Source organism: uncultured Abiotrophia sp., assembly GCF_938010525.1.
Classification (GTDB): Bacteria; Bacillota; Bacilli; order Lactobacillales; family Aerococcaceae; genus Abiotrophia.
On the sequence record NZ_CALLVK010000004.1, the window covers coordinates 56,694 to 76,871 of the forward strand.

Annotated in this window: 24 protein-coding genes and 1 pseudogene; 14 read left to right on the forward strand and 11 right to left on the reverse strand. The window is 46.6% G+C overall.

The features are described 5' to 3' along the window. The first annotated feature begins 36 nt into the window (after window positions 1-36). Entirely contained in the window at window positions 37-237 is a 201-nt protein-coding gene (locus Q0339_RS00615; RefSeq protein WP_298076838.1) for a cold-shock protein, read from the forward strand. Window positions 238-288: 51 nt separating this feature from the next. Here Q0339_RS00615 and crcB read toward each other — a convergent pair whose 3' ends face one another. Both crcB and Q0339_RS00625 read right to left on the reverse strand, forming a co-directional pair. Continuing rightward, window positions 289-651, reverse strand: coding sequence for a fluoride efflux transporter CrcB (gene crcB / locus Q0339_RS00620; protein WP_298076839.1), 363 nt, complete (start codon window positions 649-651; stop codon window positions 289-291). Window positions 652-743: 92 nt separating this feature from the next. Continuing rightward, window positions 744-1,673 carry a hypothetical protein gene (locus Q0339_RS00625; protein WP_298076840.1) on the reverse strand — a complete coding sequence of 310 codons (930 nt, stop codon included), beginning with the start codon at window positions 1,671-1,673 and terminating at the stop codon, window positions 744-746. A 195-nt stretch (window positions 1,674-1,868) separates the two neighbouring features. On the opposite strand from Q0339_RS00625, the gene Q0339_RS00630 reads away from it, so the two are divergent. The 3 genes and pseudogenes from Q0339_RS00630 to Q0339_RS00640 all read left to right on the forward strand — a co-directional run bounded on the left by Q0339_RS00630 (window position 1,869) and on the right by Q0339_RS00640 (window position 5,878). Next, window positions 1,869-3,062, forward strand: coding sequence for an acetate kinase (locus Q0339_RS00630; RefSeq protein ID WP_298076841.1), 1,194 nt, complete (start codon window positions 1,869-1,871; stop codon window positions 3,060-3,062). 272 nt (window positions 3,063-3,334) lie between these two features. After that, window positions 3,335-4,960, forward strand: a pseudogene (locus tag Q0339_RS00635) (PTS transporter subunit IIBC); the annotation flags it as partial. 81 nt (window positions 4,961-5,041) lie between these two features. Beyond that, the gene (locus Q0339_RS00640) at window positions 5,042-5,878 is read left to right on the forward strand and encodes an endonuclease/exonuclease/phosphatase family protein (RefSeq protein ID WP_298076842.1); all 837 of its coding nucleotides are present in this window, start codon (window positions 5,042-5,044) and stop codon (window positions 5,876-5,878) included. A 491-nt stretch (window positions 5,879-6,369) separates the two neighbouring features. Here Q0339_RS00640 and Q0339_RS00645 read toward each other — a convergent pair whose 3' ends face one another. The 8 genes from Q0339_RS00645 to Q0339_RS00680 all read right to left on the reverse strand — a co-directional run bounded on the left by Q0339_RS00645 (window position 6,370) and on the right by Q0339_RS00680 (window position 12,320). Continuing rightward, complete coding sequence (locus Q0339_RS00645; protein WP_298076843.1) at window positions 6,370-7,032, reverse strand: hypothetical protein; 663 nt, start codon at window positions 7,030-7,032, stop codon at window positions 6,370-6,372. Window positions 7,033-7,049: 17 nt separating this feature from the next. Next, the gene (locus Q0339_RS00650; RefSeq protein ID WP_298076844.1) at window positions 7,050-7,688 is read right to left on the reverse strand and encodes a hypothetical protein; all 639 of its coding nucleotides are present in this window, start codon (window positions 7,686-7,688) and stop codon (window positions 7,050-7,052) included. A 20-nt stretch (window positions 7,689-7,708) separates the two neighbouring features. Further along, window positions 7,709-8,311, reverse strand: coding sequence for a hypothetical protein (locus Q0339_RS00655; protein ID WP_298076845.1), 603 nt, complete (start codon window positions 8,309-8,311; stop codon window positions 7,709-7,711). Window positions 8,312-8,325: 14 nt separating this feature from the next. Next, window positions 8,326-8,931, reverse strand: a complete 606-nt coding sequence (locus tag Q0339_RS00660) for a hypothetical protein (RefSeq protein WP_298076846.1) — start codon at window positions 8,929-8,931, stop codon at window positions 8,326-8,328. A 167-nt stretch (window positions 8,932-9,098) separates the two neighbouring features. Continuing rightward, window positions 9,099-9,362, reverse strand: coding sequence for a hypothetical protein (locus tag Q0339_RS00665; protein WP_298076847.1), 264 nt, complete (start codon window positions 9,360-9,362; stop codon window positions 9,099-9,101). 9 nt (window positions 9,363-9,371) lie between these two features. Continuing rightward, window positions 9,372-9,932 (reverse strand): hypothetical protein, encoded by a 561-nt coding sequence (locus Q0339_RS00670; protein WP_298076848.1) that lies wholly within the window; start codon window positions 9,930-9,932, stop codon window positions 9,372-9,374. Window positions 9,933-10,050: 118 nt separating this feature from the next. Continuing rightward, window positions 10,051-11,289 (reverse strand): toxic anion resistance protein, encoded by a 1,239-nt coding sequence (locus tag Q0339_RS00675; protein WP_298076849.1) that lies wholly within the window; start codon window positions 11,287-11,289, stop codon window positions 10,051-10,053. After that, a complete protein-coding gene (locus Q0339_RS00680; RefSeq protein WP_298076850.1) occupies window positions 11,289-12,320 on the reverse strand; it encodes a 5-bromo-4-chloroindolyl phosphate hydrolysis family protein in 1,032 nt (343 codons plus the stop codon). Before Q0339_RS00680 ends, Q0339_RS00675 begins: the two co-directional genes overlap by 1 nt. Before the next feature lie 169 nt (window positions 12,321-12,489). On the opposite strand from Q0339_RS00680, the gene Q0339_RS00685 reads away from it, so the two are divergent. The 8 genes from Q0339_RS00685 (at window position 12,490) to rnhC (ending at window position 18,097) form a co-directional block, all read left to right on the forward strand. Beyond that, the gene (locus Q0339_RS00685) at window positions 12,490-13,071 is read left to right on the forward strand and encodes an NUDIX hydrolase (RefSeq protein ID WP_298076852.1); all 582 of its coding nucleotides are present in this window, start codon (window positions 12,490-12,492) and stop codon (window positions 13,069-13,071) included. Beyond that, window positions 13,064-13,570, forward strand: a complete 507-nt coding sequence (locus tag Q0339_RS00690; RefSeq protein ID WP_298076853.1) for a hypothetical protein — start codon at window positions 13,064-13,066, stop codon at window positions 13,568-13,570. Before Q0339_RS00685 ends, Q0339_RS00690 begins: the two co-directional genes overlap by 8 nt. A gap of 20 nt (window positions 13,571-13,590) precedes the next feature. Further along, entirely contained in the window at window positions 13,591-14,292 is a 702-nt protein-coding gene (locus Q0339_RS00695) for a 5'-methylthioadenosine/adenosylhomocysteine nucleosidase (protein ID WP_298076854.1), read from the forward strand. After that, entirely contained in the window at window positions 14,292-14,840 is a 549-nt protein-coding gene (locus Q0339_RS00700) for a DNA-3-methyladenine glycosylase I (protein WP_298076855.1), read from the forward strand. Before Q0339_RS00695 ends, Q0339_RS00700 begins: the two co-directional genes overlap by 1 nt. 245 nt (window positions 14,841-15,085) lie before the next feature. Beyond that, the gene (gene rpsD, locus Q0339_RS00705) at window positions 15,086-15,694 is read left to right on the forward strand and encodes a 30S ribosomal protein S4 (RefSeq protein WP_023391913.1); all 609 of its coding nucleotides are present in this window, start codon (window positions 15,086-15,088) and stop codon (window positions 15,692-15,694) included. Window positions 15,695-15,787: 93 nt separating this feature from the next. Continuing rightward, window positions 15,788-16,048, forward strand: coding sequence for a DUF3378 domain-containing protein (locus tag Q0339_RS00710; protein WP_298076856.1), 261 nt, complete (start codon window positions 15,788-15,790; stop codon window positions 16,046-16,048). A 415-nt stretch (window positions 16,049-16,463) separates the two neighbouring features. Then, window positions 16,464-16,925 carry a DUF3378 domain-containing protein gene (locus tag Q0339_RS00715; protein ID WP_298076857.1) on the forward strand — a complete coding sequence of 154 codons (462 nt, stop codon included), beginning with the start codon at window positions 16,464-16,466 and terminating at the stop codon, window positions 16,923-16,925. A gap of 212 nt (window positions 16,926-17,137) precedes the next feature. After that, window positions 17,138-18,097 (forward strand): ribonuclease HIII, encoded by a 960-nt coding sequence (gene rnhC / locus Q0339_RS00720; RefSeq protein ID WP_298076858.1) that lies wholly within the window; start codon window positions 17,138-17,140, stop codon window positions 18,095-18,097. 60 nt (window positions 18,098-18,157) lie between these two features. Here rnhC and Q0339_RS00725 read toward each other — a convergent pair whose 3' ends face one another. Beyond that, window positions 18,158-19,069: a DMT family transporter gene (locus Q0339_RS00725; protein WP_298076859.1), complete on the reverse strand. Its 912-nt coding sequence runs from the start codon at window positions 19,067-19,069 to the stop codon at window positions 18,158-18,160. Between the two features lie 166 nt (window positions 19,070-19,235). On the opposite strand from Q0339_RS00725, the gene zapA reads away from it, so the two are divergent. Together zapA and Q0339_RS00735 are read left to right on the forward strand one after the other, a co-directional pair. Continuing rightward, a complete protein-coding gene (gene zapA, locus Q0339_RS00730; protein ID WP_298076861.1) occupies window positions 19,236-19,574 on the forward strand; it encodes a cell division protein ZapA in 339 nt (112 codons plus the stop codon). Between the two features lie 30 nt (window positions 19,575-19,604). Then, window positions 19,605-20,168: a CvpA family protein gene (locus tag Q0339_RS00735; protein ID WP_298076862.1), complete on the forward strand. Its 564-nt coding sequence runs from the start codon at window positions 19,605-19,607 to the stop codon at window positions 20,166-20,168. Window positions 20,169-20,178: the final 10 nt, after the last annotated feature.

Consider the following 20,178-nt stretch of genomic DNA (forward strand, 5'->3'; position numbering starts at 1 on the left):
AATGATGTATTACACAGAAAAATAAGGAGGAAAGTCATGTTAAACGGTACAGTGAAATTCTTTAACGTCGATAAGGGCTTTGGCTTCATCTCAGGTCAAGACGGGGTCGATGTTTTTGTACATTTCTCGAATATCCAAGCAGAAGGTTTCAAGACCTTGAATGAAGGCCAAGCGGTCTCCTATGATGTCCAAGAAACTTCTCGCGGTTTGCAGGCCATTAATGTGGTTGCTATCTAATTCATATAAAGAGAAGGCTGGAAGCTAATTCGCTTCCAGCCTTTTGGTATTTTATAGCTTGCCTTGGCCTAAGAAGTAGCCTAGGGCGACACAGGCTAAGCCTAGGACTAGGCTGCTGGCCATATAAAGCAGGGCTTGGAGATAGTGACCTGCTTGCAGGAGTTTGAGATTCTCCAAGCTGAAGGTGGAGAAGGTGGTAAAGCCACCGCAGAGACCAGTGATAAGTAGTAGCTGATCGCCCGGAAACCAGGCTTGACGCCCTAAGCGCGCGCTCAACCAGCCAATCAAGAAACTCCCCACTAAGTTGATGGCCCAAGTCTTAAGTGGAAAACTACCTTGATAAGGCAATAGCCCTAGCAAATAGCGCAAAATAGCCCCCAAGGCACCACCGACACCTACTAATAAAAATTCCATGTCATCACCTCATGGCTAACAGTATAACAGACTGTCGGACTTGAGGAAAGTGTAAAAAAAGACTGGGAGCTAGTCCCAGTCTGCTAAAGATCTTATGGATTGACAACATATTCTAACATGACATCTTCTTCACCTTGGCCGTAATTGCCGGCGAAGTTAGGTGTGACTAAGGAGATGGTGCCATTTTTGTTGTGGAAGAGGTAGTAGGTATAACCGAATTGGCGCTCATTGCCATTGACAATGGCTTGAGGAATGAGGCGAGTGTTGACCTTGACCGTCCGGATACCAGAACCATCAGCCGAGTAGACCCGAATTTCTTTGGTTGGACCATCAACTACTTGGAAGCGATAGGTGTTTTGCTTGCTATCGTTGAGGTAGTTGAAGGACATGGTGTAGTTGGTGAACTCAAGGCTGTAATCACTTGGCGCATTGACAGCTTGTTTGTGATAGGTCAATGGGCTTAAGTTTTTGGTGTCCACCCGGTAAGGGGCTTGATCTGCCGGTACGGCTTGGACAGTATTGTAGTCAGGTTTTTTGGTACCAGACTCCAAGTACTCAACATAAGGCGTAGCTGGATCTGGTTTTTGAAGGGTATTGGAAGCTAATTTAGGGAAAGCCAGGGAAATGGTCCCAAATTTGTTATAGAAGAGGTAGAATTGATGACCACGAATGGCTAGCCCATTGCTTGGGTCAGTATTAACTGTTACCCGAGTATTGACATAGATGGTCCGAATCCCTTCTTCAGGGTAAGCCGATTGCAGTTGAATGGTTTGGGTCGGAATTTGTTCGAAACTGACGGAGTATCTTGCAGAGTTAGAAATCAAGGTGCTGTTTGCAGCATCGAGTTGGAAGTTATCAGGGTTTTGTCCTAAATCTACATTTGGACGTCCATAGGTACGGTTGCCAAGATTCTCTACAGGTACTCCATAGATGTAATCATCTTGGGCGGATGCTTGGCTGAGAGGTAGGGTCAGTCCTAGCACCAAACCTAAGGCCAAAATAAGCTTAATAAATCGTCGCATTCTTATTACCTCCTTAATGCGAATTGAAAACGTATTTACCTTATGTTCCCATTATAAATTTCTAGGCAAATAGATTCAAGGGAAAAAAGTTGACTTTTTTGCGTTTTTCTAATGTCTTTTCTATGCAAAGGCTTGCCAAGGGTGCTATAATAGGAGTATCGATTATTTAAAACTCAGAATGGAGCGATTAAGACCATGTCAAAAACAATGGCGATTAACGCTGGTTCTTCAAGCTTGAAGTTCCAATTAATTGAAATGCCACAAGAAACGGTAGTTGCAAAAGGTTTGGTAGAGCGGATTGGTTTGGATAACTCAATCTTTGCGATCGAGTATGGCGACGACCAAAAATTTGAACTTGTAGAAGAGATTGCGACCCACGACCGGGCAGTTGAACTCTTATTCGAACACTTAACCGAATTAGGGATTGTTAAAGACTACCACGAAATCACTGGGGCTGGTCATCGTGTCGTAGCAGGGGGCGAACTCTTCAAGGAATCTGCCTTAATCAATGATGAGGTCATCCAACAAGTGGCTGACTTAGGCGAATTTGCACCGCTCCACAACCCAGCGGAAGCTGCGGTAATGCGCGCCTTCAAAGAACGCTTACCAGAAATCACCATGGCAGCTGTCTTCGATACTTCTTTCCATACAACCATGCCAGCGGTTAACTACCTCTACAGCTTACCATACGAGTACTATGAAAAATTCAAGGCTCGTAAATACGGGGCGCACGGGACTAGCCACCACTACGTAGCACGTCGTGCAGCTGAAATGATGGGCAAAGACATCAAAGACCTCAAGATTATTACCTGCCACTTAGGGAATGGGGCTTCTATCACCGCTGTAGACGGCGGAATCTCTGTTGATACTTCTATGGGCTTCACACCATTAGCAGGTTTAACCATGGGGACTCGTACTGGGGATATCGACGCATCCTTAGTAGCCTTCGTTATGCAAAAATTAGGCATTAGCGATGTAGCTGAAATGGTTAACATCCTTAACAAGAAGTCAGGTCTCTTAGGGATCTCTGGCGTATCAAGCGATATGCGTGACATCTTATCAGCAGCTAGTGAAGGCAACGAACGTGCCCAATTAGCTCATGATATCTTCGTCAACCGTATCCAAAAATACATTGGTCAATACATTGCGGTTATGAACGGGGTAGATGCCATTGTCTTCACTGCTGGGATTGGGGAGAACTCTATCCAAATCCGTGAGGAAGTCATCAAAGGCATCACTGTTTTCGGCTGTGACATTGATACTGAACGTAACAACACGCGTAAAGAAGCCATCATCTCACCAGAAGGTGCTAAGGTTACCGTCCTTAACGTACCAACTAACGAAGAAATGGAAATCGCTCGCGAAGTTGAGCGCCTAAAACAAGCATAATAAGAGCATGACAAGGACTGGGACAGGGTGCCCAGTCCTTTTTTGACACCATATCAGCAGGCAATTTATCAGTTTTTATGATACCGATATCAATCGTAAATCTTTCCCTTTATGAGCTTTACTTTTAGACTTGAAAACGCTAATATATAAGTGTAAGTACGTGTTGGAATCTTCATGTCATTATTATTGATTGTCACTTTGCCAACTTGAGATTCCGACAACATGTGCGAAGGGTAGAGAGACAATTAGCACTTATAGAAAGGAGACACAAGATGAAAAAATTCTTGAGTTTTGAGTTCTGGCAAAAGTTCGGTAAAGCCCTCATGGTCGTTATTGCCGTTATGCCAGCAGCTGGTCTTATGATCAGTATCGGGAAAACCTTAGCGATTAGCTTTGGGTCTATTCCATTTTTAGTTACTACCGGTGGTGTCTTAGAAAACATCGGTTGGGCAATCATTGTTAACTTGCACATTCTCTTCGCGCTTGCGATCGGGGGGAACTGGGCTAAGGACCGTGCGGGCGGTGCCTTCGCAGCAGGTTTGGCCTTCATCCTCATTAACCGTATTACGGGTGCAGTCTTCAACGTGAGCGACAAGATGCTCTTAGATGAAGCTTCTACCACCCATACCTTGTTTGGTACCCCAATCATGGTTAAAGGTTTCTTCACCAGCGTGTTGGGTGCACCTGCACTTAACATGGGGGTATTCGTTGGGATTATCTCAGGTTTCTTAGGGGCTAACGCCTACAACAAGTACTACAACTTCCGTAAGTTGCCTGATGCCTTGGCCTTCTTCAACGGGAAACGTTTCGTACCGTTTGTTATTATCTTATGGTCAGTGATTACTTCTTTAGTAATGGCAGTTGTATGGCCATTTATCCAAATCGGGATTAACAACTTTGGTCTCTGGATTGCAACTTCGCAAGACTCTGCACCAATTGTTTCACCATTTGTCTTCGGGACCTTGGAGCGTCTGCTCTTACCATTCGGTCTCCACCACATGTTAACAATCCCAATCAACTACACCGACTTAGGTGGGGTTTACCAAATCCTGTCTGGTGACAAGATTGGTGAAATCGTTCGCGGTCAAGACCCACTCTGGTTAGCATGGGCATCTGACTTAGCTCACTTCCGCAACATTGGCGACATGTCTCAAGTCGACTACATCTTGAAGAACTGGACTCCAGCTCGTTTCAAAGTAGGTCAAATGATTGGTTCTATGGGGACCCTCATGGGCTTGGCTTACGCTATGTACCGCAATGTGGACAAGGATAAAATGGCTGAATACCGCACCATGTTTATCTCTATCTGCTTGGCTGTCTTCTTAACAGGGGTAACCGAGCCAATCGAGTTCCTCTTCATGTTCGCCGCAATGCCATTATACTTGGTATATTCAGTGGTTCAAGGGGCATCCTTCGCTATGGCAGATATCTGGCCATTACGTGTTCACTCCTTCGGTTCTATCGAGCTCTTAACTCGTACACCAATGACTATTCAAGCAGGCTTGGCTATGGACTTAGTTCGCTTTGTCATCACGACTGTAGCCTTTGCGGTGATTATGTACTTCATTGCTGACTTCATGATTAAGAAGTTTAACTTTGCAACTCCAGGCCGTAACGGTAACTACGATTCCGGTACAACTGACAGCAAAGATTCAGGTGAAGCAAAACCAGCTGATGAACAAGTAACCACCATCATTGAACTTTTAGGTGGTCGCGAAAACATCGTGGATGTTGACGCCTGCATGACCCGTCTACGTGTCTCTGTTAAGGATCAAAGCAAGGTTGGTTCTGAAGAAGCTTGGAAGAAAGCTGGTGCTATGGGCTTAGTCCTCAAAGACACTGGGGTACAAGCTATCTACGGTCCAAAAGCCGATGTCCTCAAATCAGACATCCAAGACGCTTTAAGTCATTAATCATTTCAAAAGGTTGAAAGAGTGGCTCGCACCACTCTTTGACCTTTTTTTCATAGGAGGTAAATTATGAAATTATTGGACCTCAATACCCATAGTTGGATTGAAGTAGAGCAGGAGCGCAAGCTAGGGGAGTTGATTGACTTTATTCTGGCAGGCGATTATGACCTGATTACCCTTCAAGAAGTCAATCAAACCATGACGGCGCCTCTCTGGGAGCCAGATGCTTACTTCTGTCCGGTGGCTAAGCAACGTTCCATTAAGGAAGATAACTTTGCCCGTCTCTTAGTAGAAGGCTTGCGCCAAGCTGGCAAGGCCTACTACTGGGCCTGGGCAGATGCCCACATTGGCTTTGATCGCTATGATGAGGGTGTGGCCATCTTGTCTAAAGAGCCAATGCAGCCAGACGCTTATTGGGTTTCTGCCATCCAAGATCGGACGGACTATCACACCCGAGTCCTCTTACGGGCGCAAACCCAGATTGGGGAGCGATCCCTGCAAGTGGCTAGTGGCCATTTCTCCTGGTGGGATCCTGACAGTGATATTAGCTTTGGCTATGAATGGAAGAAGACGGAAACCATCCTACGTGGACATGCTGAGTTGCCATTGATTTTGATGGGTGACTTCAACAATCCGGCTGGCAAGCGCCAGGAAGGCTATGATTTGATTGTTGCCAGTGACCTTAAGCTCCAGGATGCTTTCCTAGTGGCTAAGGAAAAAGAAGGCGAGTTCACTGTCGAGAAAGCCATTGACGGCTGGGAAGGCAATGTGGACCAACTGCGAATTGACTTGGCCTTCTTAAGCCAAGACTTTGTGGTCGACAGCTACCGAGTTGTCTTAGACGGCCAACGGGGGCCACTTGTCAGTGACCACTTTGGTTTGGAAATTATCGCCCACTGGGCATAAAAATAAGAGAGAGGCTGAGATTCTTTGAATCTGGTCTCTTTTTTGTTTTGCTTCTGAGGAAAGGCAAGAGTCAGGCCGTAAACCTGGCAAAAGGGCCGAAAACTGGGGAGAAGCCAAGAGCTAGTGGTCCACTTTAAAGAGTGGACCACTAGCTCGGCCGGAAACTAGGAAAAAGGCCGGAAACCGGGAGAAAGTCAAGAGCCAGTGGCCCACTTTGAAGAGTGGACCACTAGCTCGGTCAGAAACCGGGAAAAAGGGCCGAAAACCGGGAGAAAGTCAGGAGCCAGTGGTCCACTTTGAAGAGTGGACCACTAGCTCGGCCAGAAACCGTGAAAAGGCCCGAAAACCGGGGGAAAGTCAGGAGCCAGTGGTCCACTTTGGAGAGTGGACCACTAGCTGGGTCAGAAGCCGGGAAAAAGGCCTGAAAACTAGAGAAAAGCCAGAAACTTCACCCAACAAAAAAGCGGCCGGCAATGCCGGTCGCTTTTGACTTATTTAGTAGGTGACCAAGTCTTGATAACTGGCTCCACTTGGTTCTTGATGAAGGCGTCATCTGTGATATAAGAAACGACTGATATGACATAATATTTATCTTTTTGGTCATTTGGTGCGAAGACATAGTAGACGATTTGGCTGGATAAGTCGGGATTATCGTTTGGCCCATATTTTGCCTGAATCCTGATGGCTTCATCAGCAAAAGGCAATTTAGTCTTGGTAATTTCGATAAAGTATGGGGTCAGAGTGGAATTAACATGGGACACCTTGTCCAAAGCATGTAGCTCCACGTCACTGGATTTTTTCATGAATGAAATCAGGTCTTCACGGTTATAAGGATCTAATTGCTCAAGGGTGACCACGACATCTTCGTTATTGCGGTCATATTGAAGCAGTCTACCTTCATATTCCTCCTTGTATTTAGTCAACTCTTTAAAATCTTCTGGCACATTGACCCAACCTGTTAGATCGCTCCCAACACGTTGGGATTTGCCTTCATTGTAAACTTCTTTCTTGGCTTCTTCGCGCAGCTTAGAGATAGACTCAACGGAAGAAGTGTTGTCCTGCTGACTTTGTTCTTCGGCTAAGATAGTAGTTGGCGCTAAGCTAGTAGCCAAAGCCAAACTTAAGAGGACGCTTTTCAATAATTTTTTAGTCATGTGATTCATCCTTTCTACTAGTTGGCTGGCTTAGCTTGCCATTTTTCTAAGTGCTTAACTAAGTTTTTAAGGGATTCTTCATTAGAGCTGAAGAAGGTCAAGCGCACGATACGGTTGGCATCATCAGGATGGGCGAAGTCAATGATGACGGACCGGCTATCATCTGATTTGGTCACATCAATTTGATAAACATAACCAAAAGGTTTGCCTAGGTTAACAGGGACAGTTGTTACCTTTTTGCCATGGGCTTTGAAGGCGTAGACGGACATGTCATTGTGGGCCATATAGTCTAGCGGCTTGAGTTTCTTGAATTTTTCAGGCAGGTCGCCTTCTTTGACGTCTTGGATATCGATGTAGAGTTCTTCTTTGTTTTCTTTGTCAATATAGTGAATCGTTTTGTCCGTGGTATCAGCTTTTTGCTCTTGGAAATTACCAGGAAGGTTGAAGTAGCCGGCATTAGGAAGCCCTACTTGGACTGATTTAGCTTGGGATTCGTTAGATTTTTTGAAAAATGAGTTTTTGCTTGACTCCTTGGCAGATTCTTGGCTGGTGCTACTTGCAGTACTTGATTCAGTAGCTTGAGCCACTGTAGTTAAGGCTAAATGACCGGCCAAGGCTAAGCTAGCCAAAGCTAATAGAGGGATAGATCGTTTCATTGGAAACTCCTTTCGTTGACTTACTTGGTATCAGACCAAGTTTTGGTAAGGGTAGGTAGTAATTTGTCGATGCTGTCCTTATCAAAGTTGTAGACGCGAATCAAAAGCAATTTTGCGCCTGTGCTAGCAGGGGTTACATTGTAATTCATCAGGGTAGGGACTTTTTTGCCATCTATTTCAAGTAGGATGGTCGCCGTGAGCGTCATACCTGCCTTAGGATCATCGGCCTTGATTCGGTCGACAGCTACATAGCCGGCATTGCGCTTGCCCATTTCCTCACCCAGATAGCCCATGGTATAGAGGTAGACGTCCGAGTTGTCAGGGGCATCTGCTACTGGCTGATGAGGATCCAGGGAACGCAAGATGACCGTAATGCTACCGTCGGCATTGGCCCATTCCTTGTATTTTTCTTCGTCCTTGGTCTGGCTAAAGTCAGCCGGAATGGTGACATAGCCCATGGTGTCCGTCCCCACGCGTTGGGTTTGGTCCATATTGAGGGTTGGAGCCGCAGGCACTTTATTATCTTGGGCCTTCACACTGCTTGGCGTCAGGCCAGCCAGCCCTATTAATACCAAGGTCAAGCTAATCAGGAGGCCACGCCAGAATTTTTTTCTAAGTTTCATGGTCAGGCTCCTTTCTATTCATACTTGGTTGGAGACCAGGTAAACATAATAGGGGCTAGTTTATCTATGGCAGCCCGGTCAGGTCCGGTGATGGTGAGTAGAATGACATCTTCCTTATTGTTAAGGCGGAGATAGTAGAAAGTAGATTCGGACCGGTCAGGTAGGGTAGTCGCGACATGGTAGAAGGTCAAATTATTGACGGTCGCAAATTCTCCCATATTGTTGCTACCACCTTCACCAATCCGCTCGCGCAAATTGAGGAAGCCAATCCAATAGACGGGTGACAGGTCTTTGAAGTCTTGAGGAATTTTGTCGTCAGTAGGAGCCTTAACATCGCGAATACCCCAGACGATTTCTTGGCCACTGGCTTCATCGCGGAAGCGGTAGGCCTGTTCGTCCTTGCTTTGGCCTTCGACTGGTACAAAGCGTAGAGGAATTTGCAGATAGCCGGCATCTTCATTGCCATAAACCGCCGTTTTTTCACCGAAAATGTTTTTGTCTTCGGCAGTTGGTGGGGGTGAATTGCTCTCTTGGGCATGAGCTGTCCCTGGGAGACCAGCTGTTAGGAGGCAGAGACTAAGTCCGGATAGCAGAAGTTTCCGGAGCCATGTATGACTCATAATCATCTTCCTTTCTCTAGCAAGTGCAAATCATTCTGAAAATGACACTTAACTATGCAACTATTATACCACTCTTTGAAAAGGGCTTCAAATCATGTCCTATAAGGCAAATGGTCATAAAAATAGCCCACCTCAAGTCAAGCACTTAGGTGGGCTATCTAGCCAAATTATTTCATAAAGCGAGTCAGAACCAAGCTTAAGACGGCACTGAGGATGGAGACTAGGATGAGGAGGCCCAACAACCATTCAAATTGCTTGAGCACTACTAAGACAATCCCCAAGAGAGCCAGACAGGCATAGGCCACGCTGAGAATGACGATTTCCCGATGGGAACTTAATTCTAAGAGTGTGACAATGTGGTCGCGGAACCAGTAGAGATAGCCGGCAAAAATCAGCAGACAGATAGGAATAAGGCTGAATAGGGCAGACATGAGAATCACCTACTTTTTCTTTTTCTTGAGAACTTGGCTTTTGAGTCTTGGACTGACTTGCTTGCTTGAAATTGGGGGCAGGGGATTCTGGCGTAAGGCCAGGAAGATCAGAATCTGACGTAGGGCTTCATAGGCGATGGCCAGAGCTAGCAGAATTTCCAGGACCAGGGATTGGCTCACCCGTTGGCTGATACCAATCAGAACGGCCAATAAGACCAAGACAAAGAGACTGATGTTGAGCTTGATCTTGGATAAGTCAAAACGCTTGTAGAAGGTCGGATAGACCGGAAGGTCAGCAGTCAGACTTTGCCAGTCAGCTCTTGGCGTCAACTTGGTCAGGTAGTACCAGGTCATGAGGCCATAGAGACCGGCGCAAATGGCTAAATTGAGCCAGATGGAGCTATCAGGCGCAAGCGAAATCATGGCGAAGACAACCAGAATCAAGAAGTTGCGATGATGGCAGGCTAGGTAGATGGGGCGCTTTTGCTCTGGAATTAAGGCAAAGGCCTGACGCTGGGCGTCGAATAAATAGAGGGCTTGTTGCTTGTCATTAAATAATTCATTAAACATATAGCGAGTCCTTTCCTCTCTCTCTACTTCTATTATATGCCCCTTTTCATTTTCTTACAAGAGGGCAAGGAATAGAAAAAGGACAGGAAGCTGACTTCCTGTCCGGGGGGAATCTAAATTATTCTTCTAGGTAGGCTTGTTGTTCGTTGGAGATTGCCATGAGCTTATCACGCAACTGACCTTCCATGAGCTGGAGTTCCTGTTCGGCGATTTGACGTTGTCGACGTCCTTCGCGTTGGATTTCCAGGGTTTGTTCGATGGTTTCAATCAAACTATTTTGAGTATGTTGTAAGGTCTCAATATCAATCACACCTCGTTCGGATTCGCGGGCTGTATCAATAGCCGATTGTTTGAGCATGTCGGCATTACGTTTGAGCAAGTCGTTAGTGGTTTGGGAGACTTGGCGTTGGCTAACCGCGGCATTTTGCTGACGAAGTAGGGTCAAGGCAATCATGACCTGGTTCTCCCAGAGCGGAATGGCCGTGTGGACGGAGACTTGAATCTTCTCAGCTAGGGCCTGGTTGGTATTTTGGATCATACGGATTTGTGGCGCTTGTTGGACCGTCATTTGGCGGGTTAGGCGCAGGTCGTGGGTCCGTTTGTCCAGGCGGTCTAGGAATTGGTTGAGGTCGTTGACGGTTTGGACGTCCATTTGGTCACCGGAAGCCTTGGCCTTTTCGATAGCCGCGGGGATAATCTCTTCTTGCAATTCCTGCATCTTAAGTTCGCCGGCTGCGATGTAGATGTTGAGGGCTTCGAAGTAGTCCTTGTTCTTCTGATAGAGCTGTTCCAACATGAGGTTGTCGTTGAGCAGCTCATTCTTCTCGCGTTCTAAGCGGATAGCTACGCGGTCAATGGCAGTGCCAATCTTCTGGTAGCGGGCTTGCGTTTCAGCGATAGAAGCCTTAATCTTACCAAAGAATTTTTGGAAGATATTAGGAGAGGCCGTTAAGTCACGCGGGTTAGAAGATTCCAGTTGGTGCATGAGGTCGGTTAGGACGTCGGCAATTTCACCTGTATCCTTGAGTTGGACCTTGTTGAGCATGCCATGGGAGAACTCACTCAGTTTCTTCTGGGCATTGGAGCCGTAGGCGATGACAGCACTCATATTCTGCTCGTCAATCTGCTTAGCCAAATCATAAGCCTGTTGCTGGCGATGCTCTGGCAGGCGGTCGATTAGCTTCTCAGTGGTAACAGCCCGCTTAGCCATCATTTCCGCATCCACTAGGTCATTGTGAGGGGAGGCAGGGCTAGGCGCCTCTTCTAGGTCGAAGGGATTATCCAGCAAGTCTTCTACCGTACTGGTTTTAGGTGTATGGGCTTGCATTTCTTCAAATAAATCGGGACGTTGTGACATTAGGCTTCATCCTTTCCAAGGTTAATGATATCTTCAACACTTTCATCTGATTGGAGCGCTTCTTGGCTCTTGAGGGTACGATTAGCTACATAGAGCTCATCTTCCATGGCCTTGAGATCTTCCTGGTGGAAGTGGACATAGGCATCGTTAATGGATTGGCAGAGCTTCTCAATGGTAGCCGCTGATTTTTCCAAAATCATGTAGGTTTGCTTGTTCTTGGCAACGTGGCCGTTAATTTCGTTATACTTCTTAAGAATATCTTCTAGGGAAGGCAGGTACTTATAGAGGAAGTCACTGGCTTCGACCAGGCGTTTAGGCTGATTGACGATGTCCTTGAAGTAATTTTGGCAGACCTTAACGGTATTGTAGCGAACTTCCAGAGTGCGGAGCTTAGCGTTTTGGTTGAACTCCTGCTCGATGCTTTGGATTTGAGGCTTGGCAGTGGCCAGTTGTTGGCGTAAGAATTGAATTTCTTGGTCCGACAGACCTGCTTGGCGGTAGTGTTGGACCTTGTTGTTGCTTGTGCGTGTGACAGAAGTCTTATAGGGGTCTTCCTCGCTAGGTCCGGCAAACTTGGCTAGAACTACCAAGCCGGTCACACAGGCCAAGCCGAAGAGCTCTAGGAAGATGAGAGCGAAGATCCATTCAAAGTCTAAATGGTTGCCCGAGACAATGGCATTGACAGCCAGAATGGTGCATGCAATGCCAATATAGAAGAAGTAGCGGACCCAGTCAGCAGGTTTGAGCTTATTAATCTGTTGGAAGCCAGTGGTTAGGATTAGCAGGCCCAGTCCATAGAGGACGAAAGCCAGGACTAGACGTGTGGCTAAGCCATAGCCTCCGCCAAATAAGTCTCTGAAGATAAAATTCAAGACGAAGAGTAGGCCGATGCCAAGACCGGCACGACGTTGAATACTTTTTTTATATGCTGCCAAACGGCTGGAGAAATCTAAGTTTCGATAAGCTAGGTGGAGGACAAGGGAAGTGATAATCAAAGGACTGATAATCATTAATTGACTTGGTAACCACATATTCAAAACCTCCTTATTCGTTTTACTGTCTCTATTGTAGCACAGGACCTGGACTTGTGTATCGGACTTGAGGCCTATTTTTAAGTAAGACTTAAGCCGTGGCCTTTTTCTTGCTTTATGGCAGGGGAGAGGCTATGCTAGAGTCAAGTAGTAAAAGGAGGTCTGCTCTATGAAAATTGCAGCCAATGAAGTCAGCTTTAATCAATCATCCCGCATGGTGTCGACCCAGTTAATCTTTGATGGCGTCATTCTGCAAACCTACCTTAATCAGGTAAGATTGGACCAAGGCCAGGTGGTCGAGCGTGAGCTTATCCATAAGAAACCGGCGGTGGCCATTCTAGCCGTCACGCCTGAAGACAAGGTCCTCTTGGTCAAGCAGTACCGGGCGGCAATCGATTCTGATACCTATGAAATTCCAGCTGGTATTCTGGATAAAGGCGATCAGGACCAGCCCCTAGAAGGTGCCAAGCGTGAGTTAGAAGAAGAAACCACCTATCAGGCAGCCCACTGGCAGAATCTGGGCGACTTCTATGCCTCGCCAGGCTTCCTAGACGAGAAGTTAACCCTCTATTATGCCCATGGTCTGGTCTCAGTCGAGAATCCACTGCCTCAGGATGATGATGAGGGCATTGAACTTTTTGAAATGACACGTCAGCAAGTCCAAAATCTACTGGACCAAGGACAAATTATTGACCTTAAGACCCTCTACGCTCTCCAACTCTGGTTAGGAGGAGGTGGCTTGCATGCCTGAGACCGAAACGCGCATGTCCCGCTACCACGGCAAGGACAAGCACCGACGGGAATATGAAGACTATGTCAAGGGGGGCGCCAGCCAAGAAAGCAAACAAGTGGATTGGCCAGCCCTAGAAGACCAAGACCAGGACTTGGGCCAAACTCAGGTCTACTCTAGTAAGAATTGGCAAGAAGATCCCTATGCCTATCATGAAGTTGAGGAAATTCCGCAAGCGTCCCATTATCAAGACTATTCCGCTTATGAAGATTCATCTTATGGGACTGAGACTTATGAGGATGAGGGCTACGACTATGATGCGCATCAGGCCTATGTGGCATATAAGGAAAATGAAGAATACGACGAATATGACGAATATGAAGAAGAGCCCGCGCCTGCTAGCAAGCCCCCTAAAGTCAAGGGACCTTATAGCCTGCGACTGGATCGTTTCCTTAATAATGCCCTGATACTGGTAGCTGTCTTGCTACTCATTGTCATGGTGATTATGTTTGTATTTTAATTAGAAGAAGGAGTTAATCTATGAAAATCGGACTTATTGGCGCCATGGAAGAAGAAATCCGCCTACTCAAACAAGCCCTCCAGCAGGAATCAGAGCAAGTTGTGGCTGGCTACACCTTCTACCAAGGTCAACTCTCTGGCCAGGAGGTAGTCTTGGTCCAATCCGGGATTGGTAAGGTCAATGCCGCCATGACGGTGACCTTGCTCAAGCAGCTTTTTGATGTGGACCTAGTCATCAACACCGGGAGCGCCGGCGCCCTGGGCCACGGCCTCAAGGTAGGGGACGTGGTGGTAGCAGATCAACTGCGCCATCATGATGCGGATGTGACAGCATTTGGCTATCAAATCGGTCAAATGGCCGGCATGCCAGCAGCCTATGAGACCCACTCAGCCCTATCAGACTTGGCAGCCCAACTCTACCAAGCCAAGGGCAAGCTGGTCTATCGTGGCCTGATTGTCTCAGGCGATGCCTTCGTAGCGGGACCAAGCCAACAGGCCCCTATCAAGGCAAATTTCCCTCAGGCCTTAGCCTGTGAAATGGAGTCAGCCGCCATTGCCCAAGCGGCCTATGTGCTCAAGACACCTTGTGTGGTCATTCGGGCCATCTCGGACTCTGCCGATGATCAAGCTAACATCACTTTCGATGAGTTCATTCTCTTAGCTGGTAAGGAATCTGCTAGCTTGGTCATGGAACTCTTGGAGCGTATGGGAGAGGTTATCTAATGAAACGATGTGATTGGGCCACCAAGCATGCTTTGGAGACTCACTATCATGACACCGAATGGGGCGTGCCCTCTTATGACGACCATTATCTCTTTAAGATGCTGATTCTTGAAGGTATGCAAGCTGGCCTCAGCTGGTTAACCATTTTGTCTAAGATGGAGACTCTCTGCCAAGCCTATGATGATTTTGTGCCTCAAGTAGTGGCCGAGTATGATGAAGCCAAATGGGAGGCCTTGTTAGCTGATCCTGGTGTGGTACGTAATCGCCTGAAGATTAAGGCCGTCACGACCAATGCCCAAGCCTACCTTGCGGTTTCTAAGGAGTTTGGCTCTTTTTCTAACTATATTTGGAGCTTTGTCCAGGGTCAGCCCCTTATCAATCACTGGACTTCAATAGACCAGGTGCCAGTTAAGTCAGACTTGTCGGATAAAATGAGTAAAGACCTGCAGAAGCGGGGCTTCAAATTCGTGGGGTCGACCACGGTTTATGCCTTTATGCAGGCAGTCGGAATTGTGAATGACCACCTAGAGTCTTGTGACTTTAAATAGGAGCAGCTAGGCAAAAATATTTGCGCGACAAGACTTGTCAGCGCCAGAAGAATTTGCTATAATCGTAAGAGTGTAAAATAATGCAGCATAAAAAAGGAAAGCGCGTCAACAGTTGATTGCCCCCTTGGGGTAGGTTAGTAACTGCGGCTGCAGAAAAGCGAACGCCTCACATCACCTGCACGCATTCGGTTTTTTAGGATTATTTTACTCCAAACAAAAATCTATTTTATTGGAGGAATTCAAGAATGTCTCGTTACACAGGTCCATCTTGGAAATTATCTCGCCGCTTAGGCATCTCATTATCTGAAACTGGTAAAGAGTTAGCACGTCGTAACTACGCACCAGGTCAACACGGCAACCAACGTAAGAAAATCTCTGAGTATGGTTTGCAATTACAAGAAAAACAAAAATTACGCCACACTTACGGCATGAACGAGCGTCAATTCGCGACCTTGTTCCGCAAAGCTGGTAAGATCAAAACCGGTAAACACGGTGAAAACTTCATGGCTTTATTGGAAACTCGTTTGGACAACTTGGTATACCGTTTAGGTTTTGCTACCACTCGTCGTCAAGCTCGTCAATTAGTAAACCACGGTCACGTGACTGTTGACGGCAAGCGTGTGGACATTCCTTCTTACTTGGTAACACCAGGTCAAGTGATTGGTTTGCGTGAATCTTCTCGCGACTTAGCAATCATCAAGGAAGCTTTGGAAAACACTGTTTCTCGTTTAGACTTCGTTTCTTACGATGCAGCTGCTTTCGAAGGGACTTTGACTCGCTTACCAGAACGTAGCGAACTTAACGCTGAAATCGACGAAGCCCTCGTCGTTGAATACTACAACAAATTAGGCTAATCCTAGCCTATAAGTAAACACGCCGGTTGACGGCGTGTTTTTTGCTAGGTAAAATACTAGAAGAGATTACCTAATATAGAAAGGAGCCTGCCCATGGCCTCTGTCACCCTCCAACTGAACGCAGCTGCCCGCGCCCAAATGAAAGCAAGCTACGCCGACTACCTGCTAGATCCTGTGCCTCATAGTGAATTCCGCGCCCAAGTCAACGGCGTCACCATTACAGCCTATGCCAGTGGTAACGTCCTCTTCCAAGGTAAGAACGTGGATGTCCAGGTAGCCCGCTGGCAGGGGCAGGCGCCAATGTGGATGCTTTTGCAGCCAAGCTCATTAAAAAGTTCGGTCCCGATGTCTTGAGAGACACTGCCAAGCTCCACTTCAAAAATACGGAAAAAGCCCTGGCCCTAGCGCGCAAGCTTAAGTAGGCTAGAGGCAAAAGAATAGCGATCTGTTTGCGAGTGAGTAAGCAGGTCGCTTTTTTGCTTTTATCGTGTTTTTTTAGGTACGTGCCTATCAAGAAGCTTGTATTATAGCGCTTATGCAAGCGATTTACGAAGGAAGTGAGTTAGCATCATGTAATTGTTGTAATAACTCAGGAATCATAAAATACCTCTTTAGTAATTCAGAATGAACACTTCATTAAGCGAATGATTTACTTATGCTTTGGAATACCGTATAATACCATTGTAAGATTAAATAAGAATAATTCAATAGTGTAAAAATGAGAAAGTACATTTTCTTTAACAGCTGAGTATGGTGAGGTGAAAATTAAATGGTAGAAAAGAGTATCACATTAAAATTGGAAGAAATCCAAAGAATGAAAAAATATTATGAACAATATTTACAAGATCCAGTTGAACATTCTGTATTTTTTGCTAAAGTGAATGGTGTTACTATCACAGCGTTTCAGAGTGGGGCAGTTAGATTCCAGGGGGCTAGCCAGGATAATGTAGATAAATTAGTAGAAAAGTGGAAAGAAAAACATGAGCAGAGTCAAAATGCTAGAAAGAGCTCCAAAAAGTTTATTTACTTGATTGTATACTTGATTGTATACTTGATTGTAGCTCTCATTATCTTTTTTGTCTACATGATAGCTATAAGGTATCTTTGGGGTGCGCTAAATAAAAAAGGAATTCCTTCGCATTTCACAATTTTTATGATTATAATTTTAGGATTCATTATCTCTATCTCTTCTTCGGTTACTTTGTATTTATACTTTAGAGAAAAGAAATAATACATCCTAAAGAATCAAAGTGATAGATGCTTTGACTCTATTTTTATGAATAGGGTAAGTCGGTATTATTTTTATGTTGTTTAGAAATGGAAATGGTTTTAAGTAAAGATGGTGTGGATAATATATTAGGTAAGAGATTACCGGTTAAATTATAGAATTGGCAACTCTTTAATTCTGAAAAATTCAATGCAATATTTGAAAGGAGCCTGCCCATGGCCTCTGTCACCCTCCAACTGGACGCAGCCACCCGCGCCCAAATGAAAGCGAGCTACGCCGACTACCTGCTAGATCCGGTGCCTCATAGTGAATTCCGCGCCCAAGTCGACGGCGTCACCATTACAGTCTATGCCAGTGGTAAGGTCCTCTTCCAGGGCAAGGATGTGGAAGCTCAAGTAACCCGCTGGCAGGGGCAGGCGTCTTCTTCGCCAAGCACCAAAAAAAGCGCTAGTTCTGCAAAGACCAAAACAGCCAATCACAACCACCTGCCTAATGACTTCGCCAACTGGACCATTATCGGCAGCGACGAGGTGGGCAACGGCTCCTACTTTGGAGCATTGACGGTCTGCGCCGTCTACTTAGATGCCGGCGACCGGGCCAAGATTGAAGGCTTGGGTGTTAAGGATTCTAAACTCCTGTCGGATGCCCAGATTCTGGAATTAGCTCCTAAGTTACGTCAAGTTCTGACCCATGAGTTAACCATTTGCTCGCCAGCCAAGTATAACGAGGCCAACAAGACCCGCAATGCCAATGCCATTAAGGTCAGCCTCCATAACTTCACTATTCAGAAGCTCTTAGCCAAGCTGTCTGCTCGCCAGAAGTTGGCCCTGCAAGGGGTTCTGATTGATGAGTTTACCAGTCCTCAGAACTATTTTAACTACCTTAAGAAGGAAGCTCATCCCCTGACCAAGGGCCTCTATTTCGCTGAGAAAGGGGAGAGTGCCCACTTGGCAGTAGCCTGCGCCTCTATTATAGCCCGGGCCTGGTTCCTGGAGTCCCTAACCACCTTCGGGGCGCCTTATGATGTGGTCCTGCCATCAGGGGCGGGTGCCAATGTCGATGCTTTTGCGGCCAAGCTCATTAAAAAGTTTGGTCCTGATGTTTTGAGGGAAACGGCCAAGCTCCACTTCAAGAATACGGAAAAAGCCCTGGCCCTAGCTCGCAAGCTTAAGTAGGCTAGAGGCAAAAGAATAGCGACCTGTTTACTAGCCAAGTAAGCAGGTCGCTTTTATTTCTTAGTTATTAACGGGATGTGGCGCCGCCTTGGGATGTAGGGAGACCCAGACAACTGCCGCGATAATGAGGATCATGCCCAATAAATCAATCAGGTAGAAGTGCTCGCTCATCAATAAGTAGGCGAAGAAGACGGCCGAGATGGGCTCTGAAGCCCCTAGGAGAGAGGCTTCCATAGGCCCCACCAAGGCTACTCCTTTAAGGAAGAGGGTGTAGGCAAAGAGGGTACCGACTACCACTAAGCCTGCCATGGCAAGAATCGTCAGAGGTTGCCAGTCAATTGGATAGGTCCAGGTCTGGTTAGCCAGGAAGAGGCTAGCACCGCCTAGTAGTAAGCCTAAGCCAGTCACCAAGGTGGCATTGTGGCGCTGTAAGAGGTCAGCTGGCAAGACCGTGTAGAGGGCGTAGCCGACAGCAGCCACTAAGCCCCAACTTAGGCCAGCCGGTGTTAGGCTGAGGCTGGTAATGTCGCCATGAGTGGCAATCAGAGCTGTGCCCAGAATGGCCAAAGCAATAGCAGCCAGCAGTTGGCCAGTTGGAGCCTGGCGGGTCTTGAGGCTGACATAGGCAATGACCAGAATAGGGCTAGTATATTGAAGGACAGTGGCTGTCCCGGCATTGGAGGCACCAATGGCTTCCAGATAGGTGAGCTGACAGAGGACAATGCCAAAGATAGCGAAGATGACTAGCTGGACTAGGCTGCGCTTATCTTGGCTTAGCGCTTTGAGCTGGGGCCGCTGACAGGCTAAGAGATAGGTCGTCATAATGAGACCTGCTAGTAACATTCGGATTGAGACGACAATCCGAGCCGGAATTTGGGCTGTCTGCATCAAGTACTGACCGCAGACTCCCGATAGGCCCCAAGAGGCTGCCCCCAAAATCGTATAAAGTCGTCCTTTCCATAATGCCGTCATGGTCTCTTCCTCCTTGTTTTCAACGCTTATCAGTATACACAATTTCTCAGTCCTTGTCATGACCCTTTTGCCCAGTCAGAGAGACTTATTGGCAGAATTGCTTTTAGTTTCTTTTGTACTTATTTTTTGATACACTAAGGTTAATCAAGCTAAGGAGTGACTGCTCATGGAAAATAAACGACGTTTCCGCGCCGTAATTGAAGGTACCGAATATACGATTGTGGGAAATCGCTCAGCGACTCACCTCAATCAGGTGGTAGAATTAGTTAACAGCCAATTGGCTCAGTTAGCCGAGTTAGCCCCTGACATGTCGGCACGCGATCGGGCCATCCTCATGTCGGTCAATGCCTTATCTGATCAACTAGTTAAGGAACAACGCATTGCGGAATTGGAAGCTCAGCTCCAAAGCCTACAAGCCAAGGGCAGCGCTCAAGCTCAGGCCCCTAAGTCTACAGTAGCCGAGCCTAAGAAGGCCAGCCCTCAGGTTCCCTTTACCAGAAAGTAATACAGAATGTAATTAAGGAGGAAATCCTTCATGTTAACCTTACTCATGCTCTTGATTCTTATCTATGCCTTCTACCGCGGTTATCGCCGTGGCTTGGTCATGCAAGTGGTGCGTCTGATTGGGTTTATCATTGCAATGACCATAGCTAATCGCCACTATCAACCATTGGCACGTTTTATCTCTAACTTTATTCCTTTCCCCTCGGTTCAACAGAATACCCAGATGACCTTCTATGATCAAGCCACTAGCTTCGTCATCGACCAGGCCTTCTATCGGGTCGTGGCCTATATTGCCATTGTGGTGGCAGGTTGGTTAGTGACCGAGTTTATTAGCCTCTTCTTCCGTAAGTTAGCCTTCTATGAAGTTTTCAAATGGGCTAACCACATCGGGGGCGGGCTGATTAGTGTCCTTATCGCCTATATCTGGATTTTCTTCTCGCTCTTTACCTTATCCTTGGTACCGCTAGAAGGCGTTCAACAACAATTTGTTAATAACCCGATTGCTTATCGGGTCGTGTCTCAAACACCTGTCTTATCTGATATGGCCAACCGCCTCTGGCTCCAGGCCAATCCAAATAATCACAACAACCGTTAACATAAAAGGA

What these genes read in the sequence shown, in the direction of transcription:
- Q0339_RS00660 (WP_298076846.1), bottom strand. Translation starts at nt 8,931, where the DNA reads ATGAGTCATACATGGCTCCGGAAACTTCTGCTATCCGGACTTAGTCTC.
- Q0339_RS00695 (WP_298076854.1), top strand. Translation starts at nt 13,591, where the DNA reads ATGAAAATCGGACTTATTGGCGCCATGGAAGAAGAAATCCGCCTACTC.
- Q0339_RS00715 (WP_298076857.1), top strand. Translation starts at nt 16,464, where the DNA reads ATGGTAGAAAAGAGTATCACATTAAAATTGGAAGAAATCCAAAGAATG.
- rnhC (WP_298076858.1), top strand. Translation starts at nt 17,138, where the DNA reads ATGGCCTCTGTCACCCTCCAACTGGACGCAGCCACCCGCGCCCAAATG.
- Q0339_RS00735 (WP_298076862.1), top strand. Translation starts at nt 19,605, where the DNA reads ATGTTAACCTTACTCATGCTCTTGATTCTTATCTATGCCTTCTACCGC.
- crcB (WP_298076839.1), bottom strand. Translation starts at nt 651, where the DNA reads ATGGAATTTTTATTAGTAGGTGTCGGTGGTGCCTTGGGGGCTATTTTG.
- Q0339_RS00625 (WP_298076840.1), bottom strand. Translation starts at nt 1,673, where the DNA reads ATGCGACGATTTATTAAGCTTATTTTGGCCTTAGGTTTGGTGCTAGGA.
- Q0339_RS00690 (WP_298076853.1), top strand. Translation starts at nt 13,064, where the DNA reads ATGCCTGAGACCGAAACGCGCATGTCCCGCTACCACGGCAAGGACAAG.
- Q0339_RS00645 (WP_298076843.1), bottom strand. Translation starts at nt 7,032, where the DNA reads ATGACTAAAAAATTATTGAAAAGCGTCCTCTTAAGTTTGGCTTTGGCT.
- Q0339_RS00710 (WP_298076856.1), top strand. Translation starts at nt 15,788, where the DNA reads ATGGCCTCTGTCACCCTCCAACTGAACGCAGCTGCCCGCGCCCAAATG.
- rpsD (WP_023391913.1), top strand. Translation starts at nt 15,086, where the DNA reads ATGTCTCGTTACACAGGTCCATCTTGGAAATTATCTCGCCGCTTAGGC.
- zapA (WP_298076861.1), top strand. Translation starts at nt 19,236, where the DNA reads ATGGAAAATAAACGACGTTTCCGCGCCGTAATTGAAGGTACCGAATAT.
- Q0339_RS00615 (WP_298076838.1), top strand. Translation starts at nt 37, where the DNA reads ATGTTAAACGGTACAGTGAAATTCTTTAACGTCGATAAGGGCTTTGGC.
- Q0339_RS00670 (WP_298076848.1), bottom strand. Translation starts at nt 9,932, where the DNA reads ATGTTTAATGAATTATTTAATGACAAGCAACAAGCCCTCTATTTATTC.
- Q0339_RS00680 (WP_298076850.1), bottom strand. Translation starts at nt 12,320, where the DNA reads ATGTGGTTACCAAGTCAATTAATGATTATCAGTCCTTTGATTATCACT.
- Q0339_RS00640 (WP_298076842.1), top strand. Translation starts at nt 5,042, where the DNA reads ATGAAATTATTGGACCTCAATACCCATAGTTGGATTGAAGTAGAGCAG.
- Q0339_RS00685 (WP_298076852.1), top strand. Translation starts at nt 12,490, where the DNA reads ATGAAAATTGCAGCCAATGAAGTCAGCTTTAATCAATCATCCCGCATG.
- Q0339_RS00665 (WP_298076847.1), bottom strand. Translation starts at nt 9,362, where the DNA reads ATGTCTGCCCTATTCAGCCTTATTCCTATCTGTCTGCTGATTTTTGCC.
- Q0339_RS00655 (WP_298076845.1), bottom strand. Translation starts at nt 8,311, where the DNA reads ATGAAACTTAGAAAAAAATTCTGGCGTGGCCTCCTGATTAGCTTGACC.
- Q0339_RS00725 (WP_298076859.1), bottom strand. Translation starts at nt 19,069, where the DNA reads ATGACGGCATTATGGAAAGGACGACTTTATACGATTTTGGGGGCAGCC.
- Q0339_RS00700 (WP_298076855.1), top strand. Translation starts at nt 14,292, where the DNA reads ATGAAACGATGTGATTGGGCCACCAAGCATGCTTTGGAGACTCACTAT.
- Q0339_RS00650 (WP_298076844.1), bottom strand. Translation starts at nt 7,688, where the DNA reads ATGAAACGATCTATCCCTCTATTAGCTTTGGCTAGCTTAGCCTTGGCC.
- Q0339_RS00675 (WP_298076849.1), bottom strand. Translation starts at nt 11,289, where the DNA reads ATGTCACAACGTCCCGATTTATTTGAAGAAATGCAAGCCCATACACCT.
- Q0339_RS00630 (WP_298076841.1), top strand. Translation starts at nt 1,869, where the DNA reads ATGTCAAAAACAATGGCGATTAACGCTGGTTCTTCAAGCTTGAAGTTC.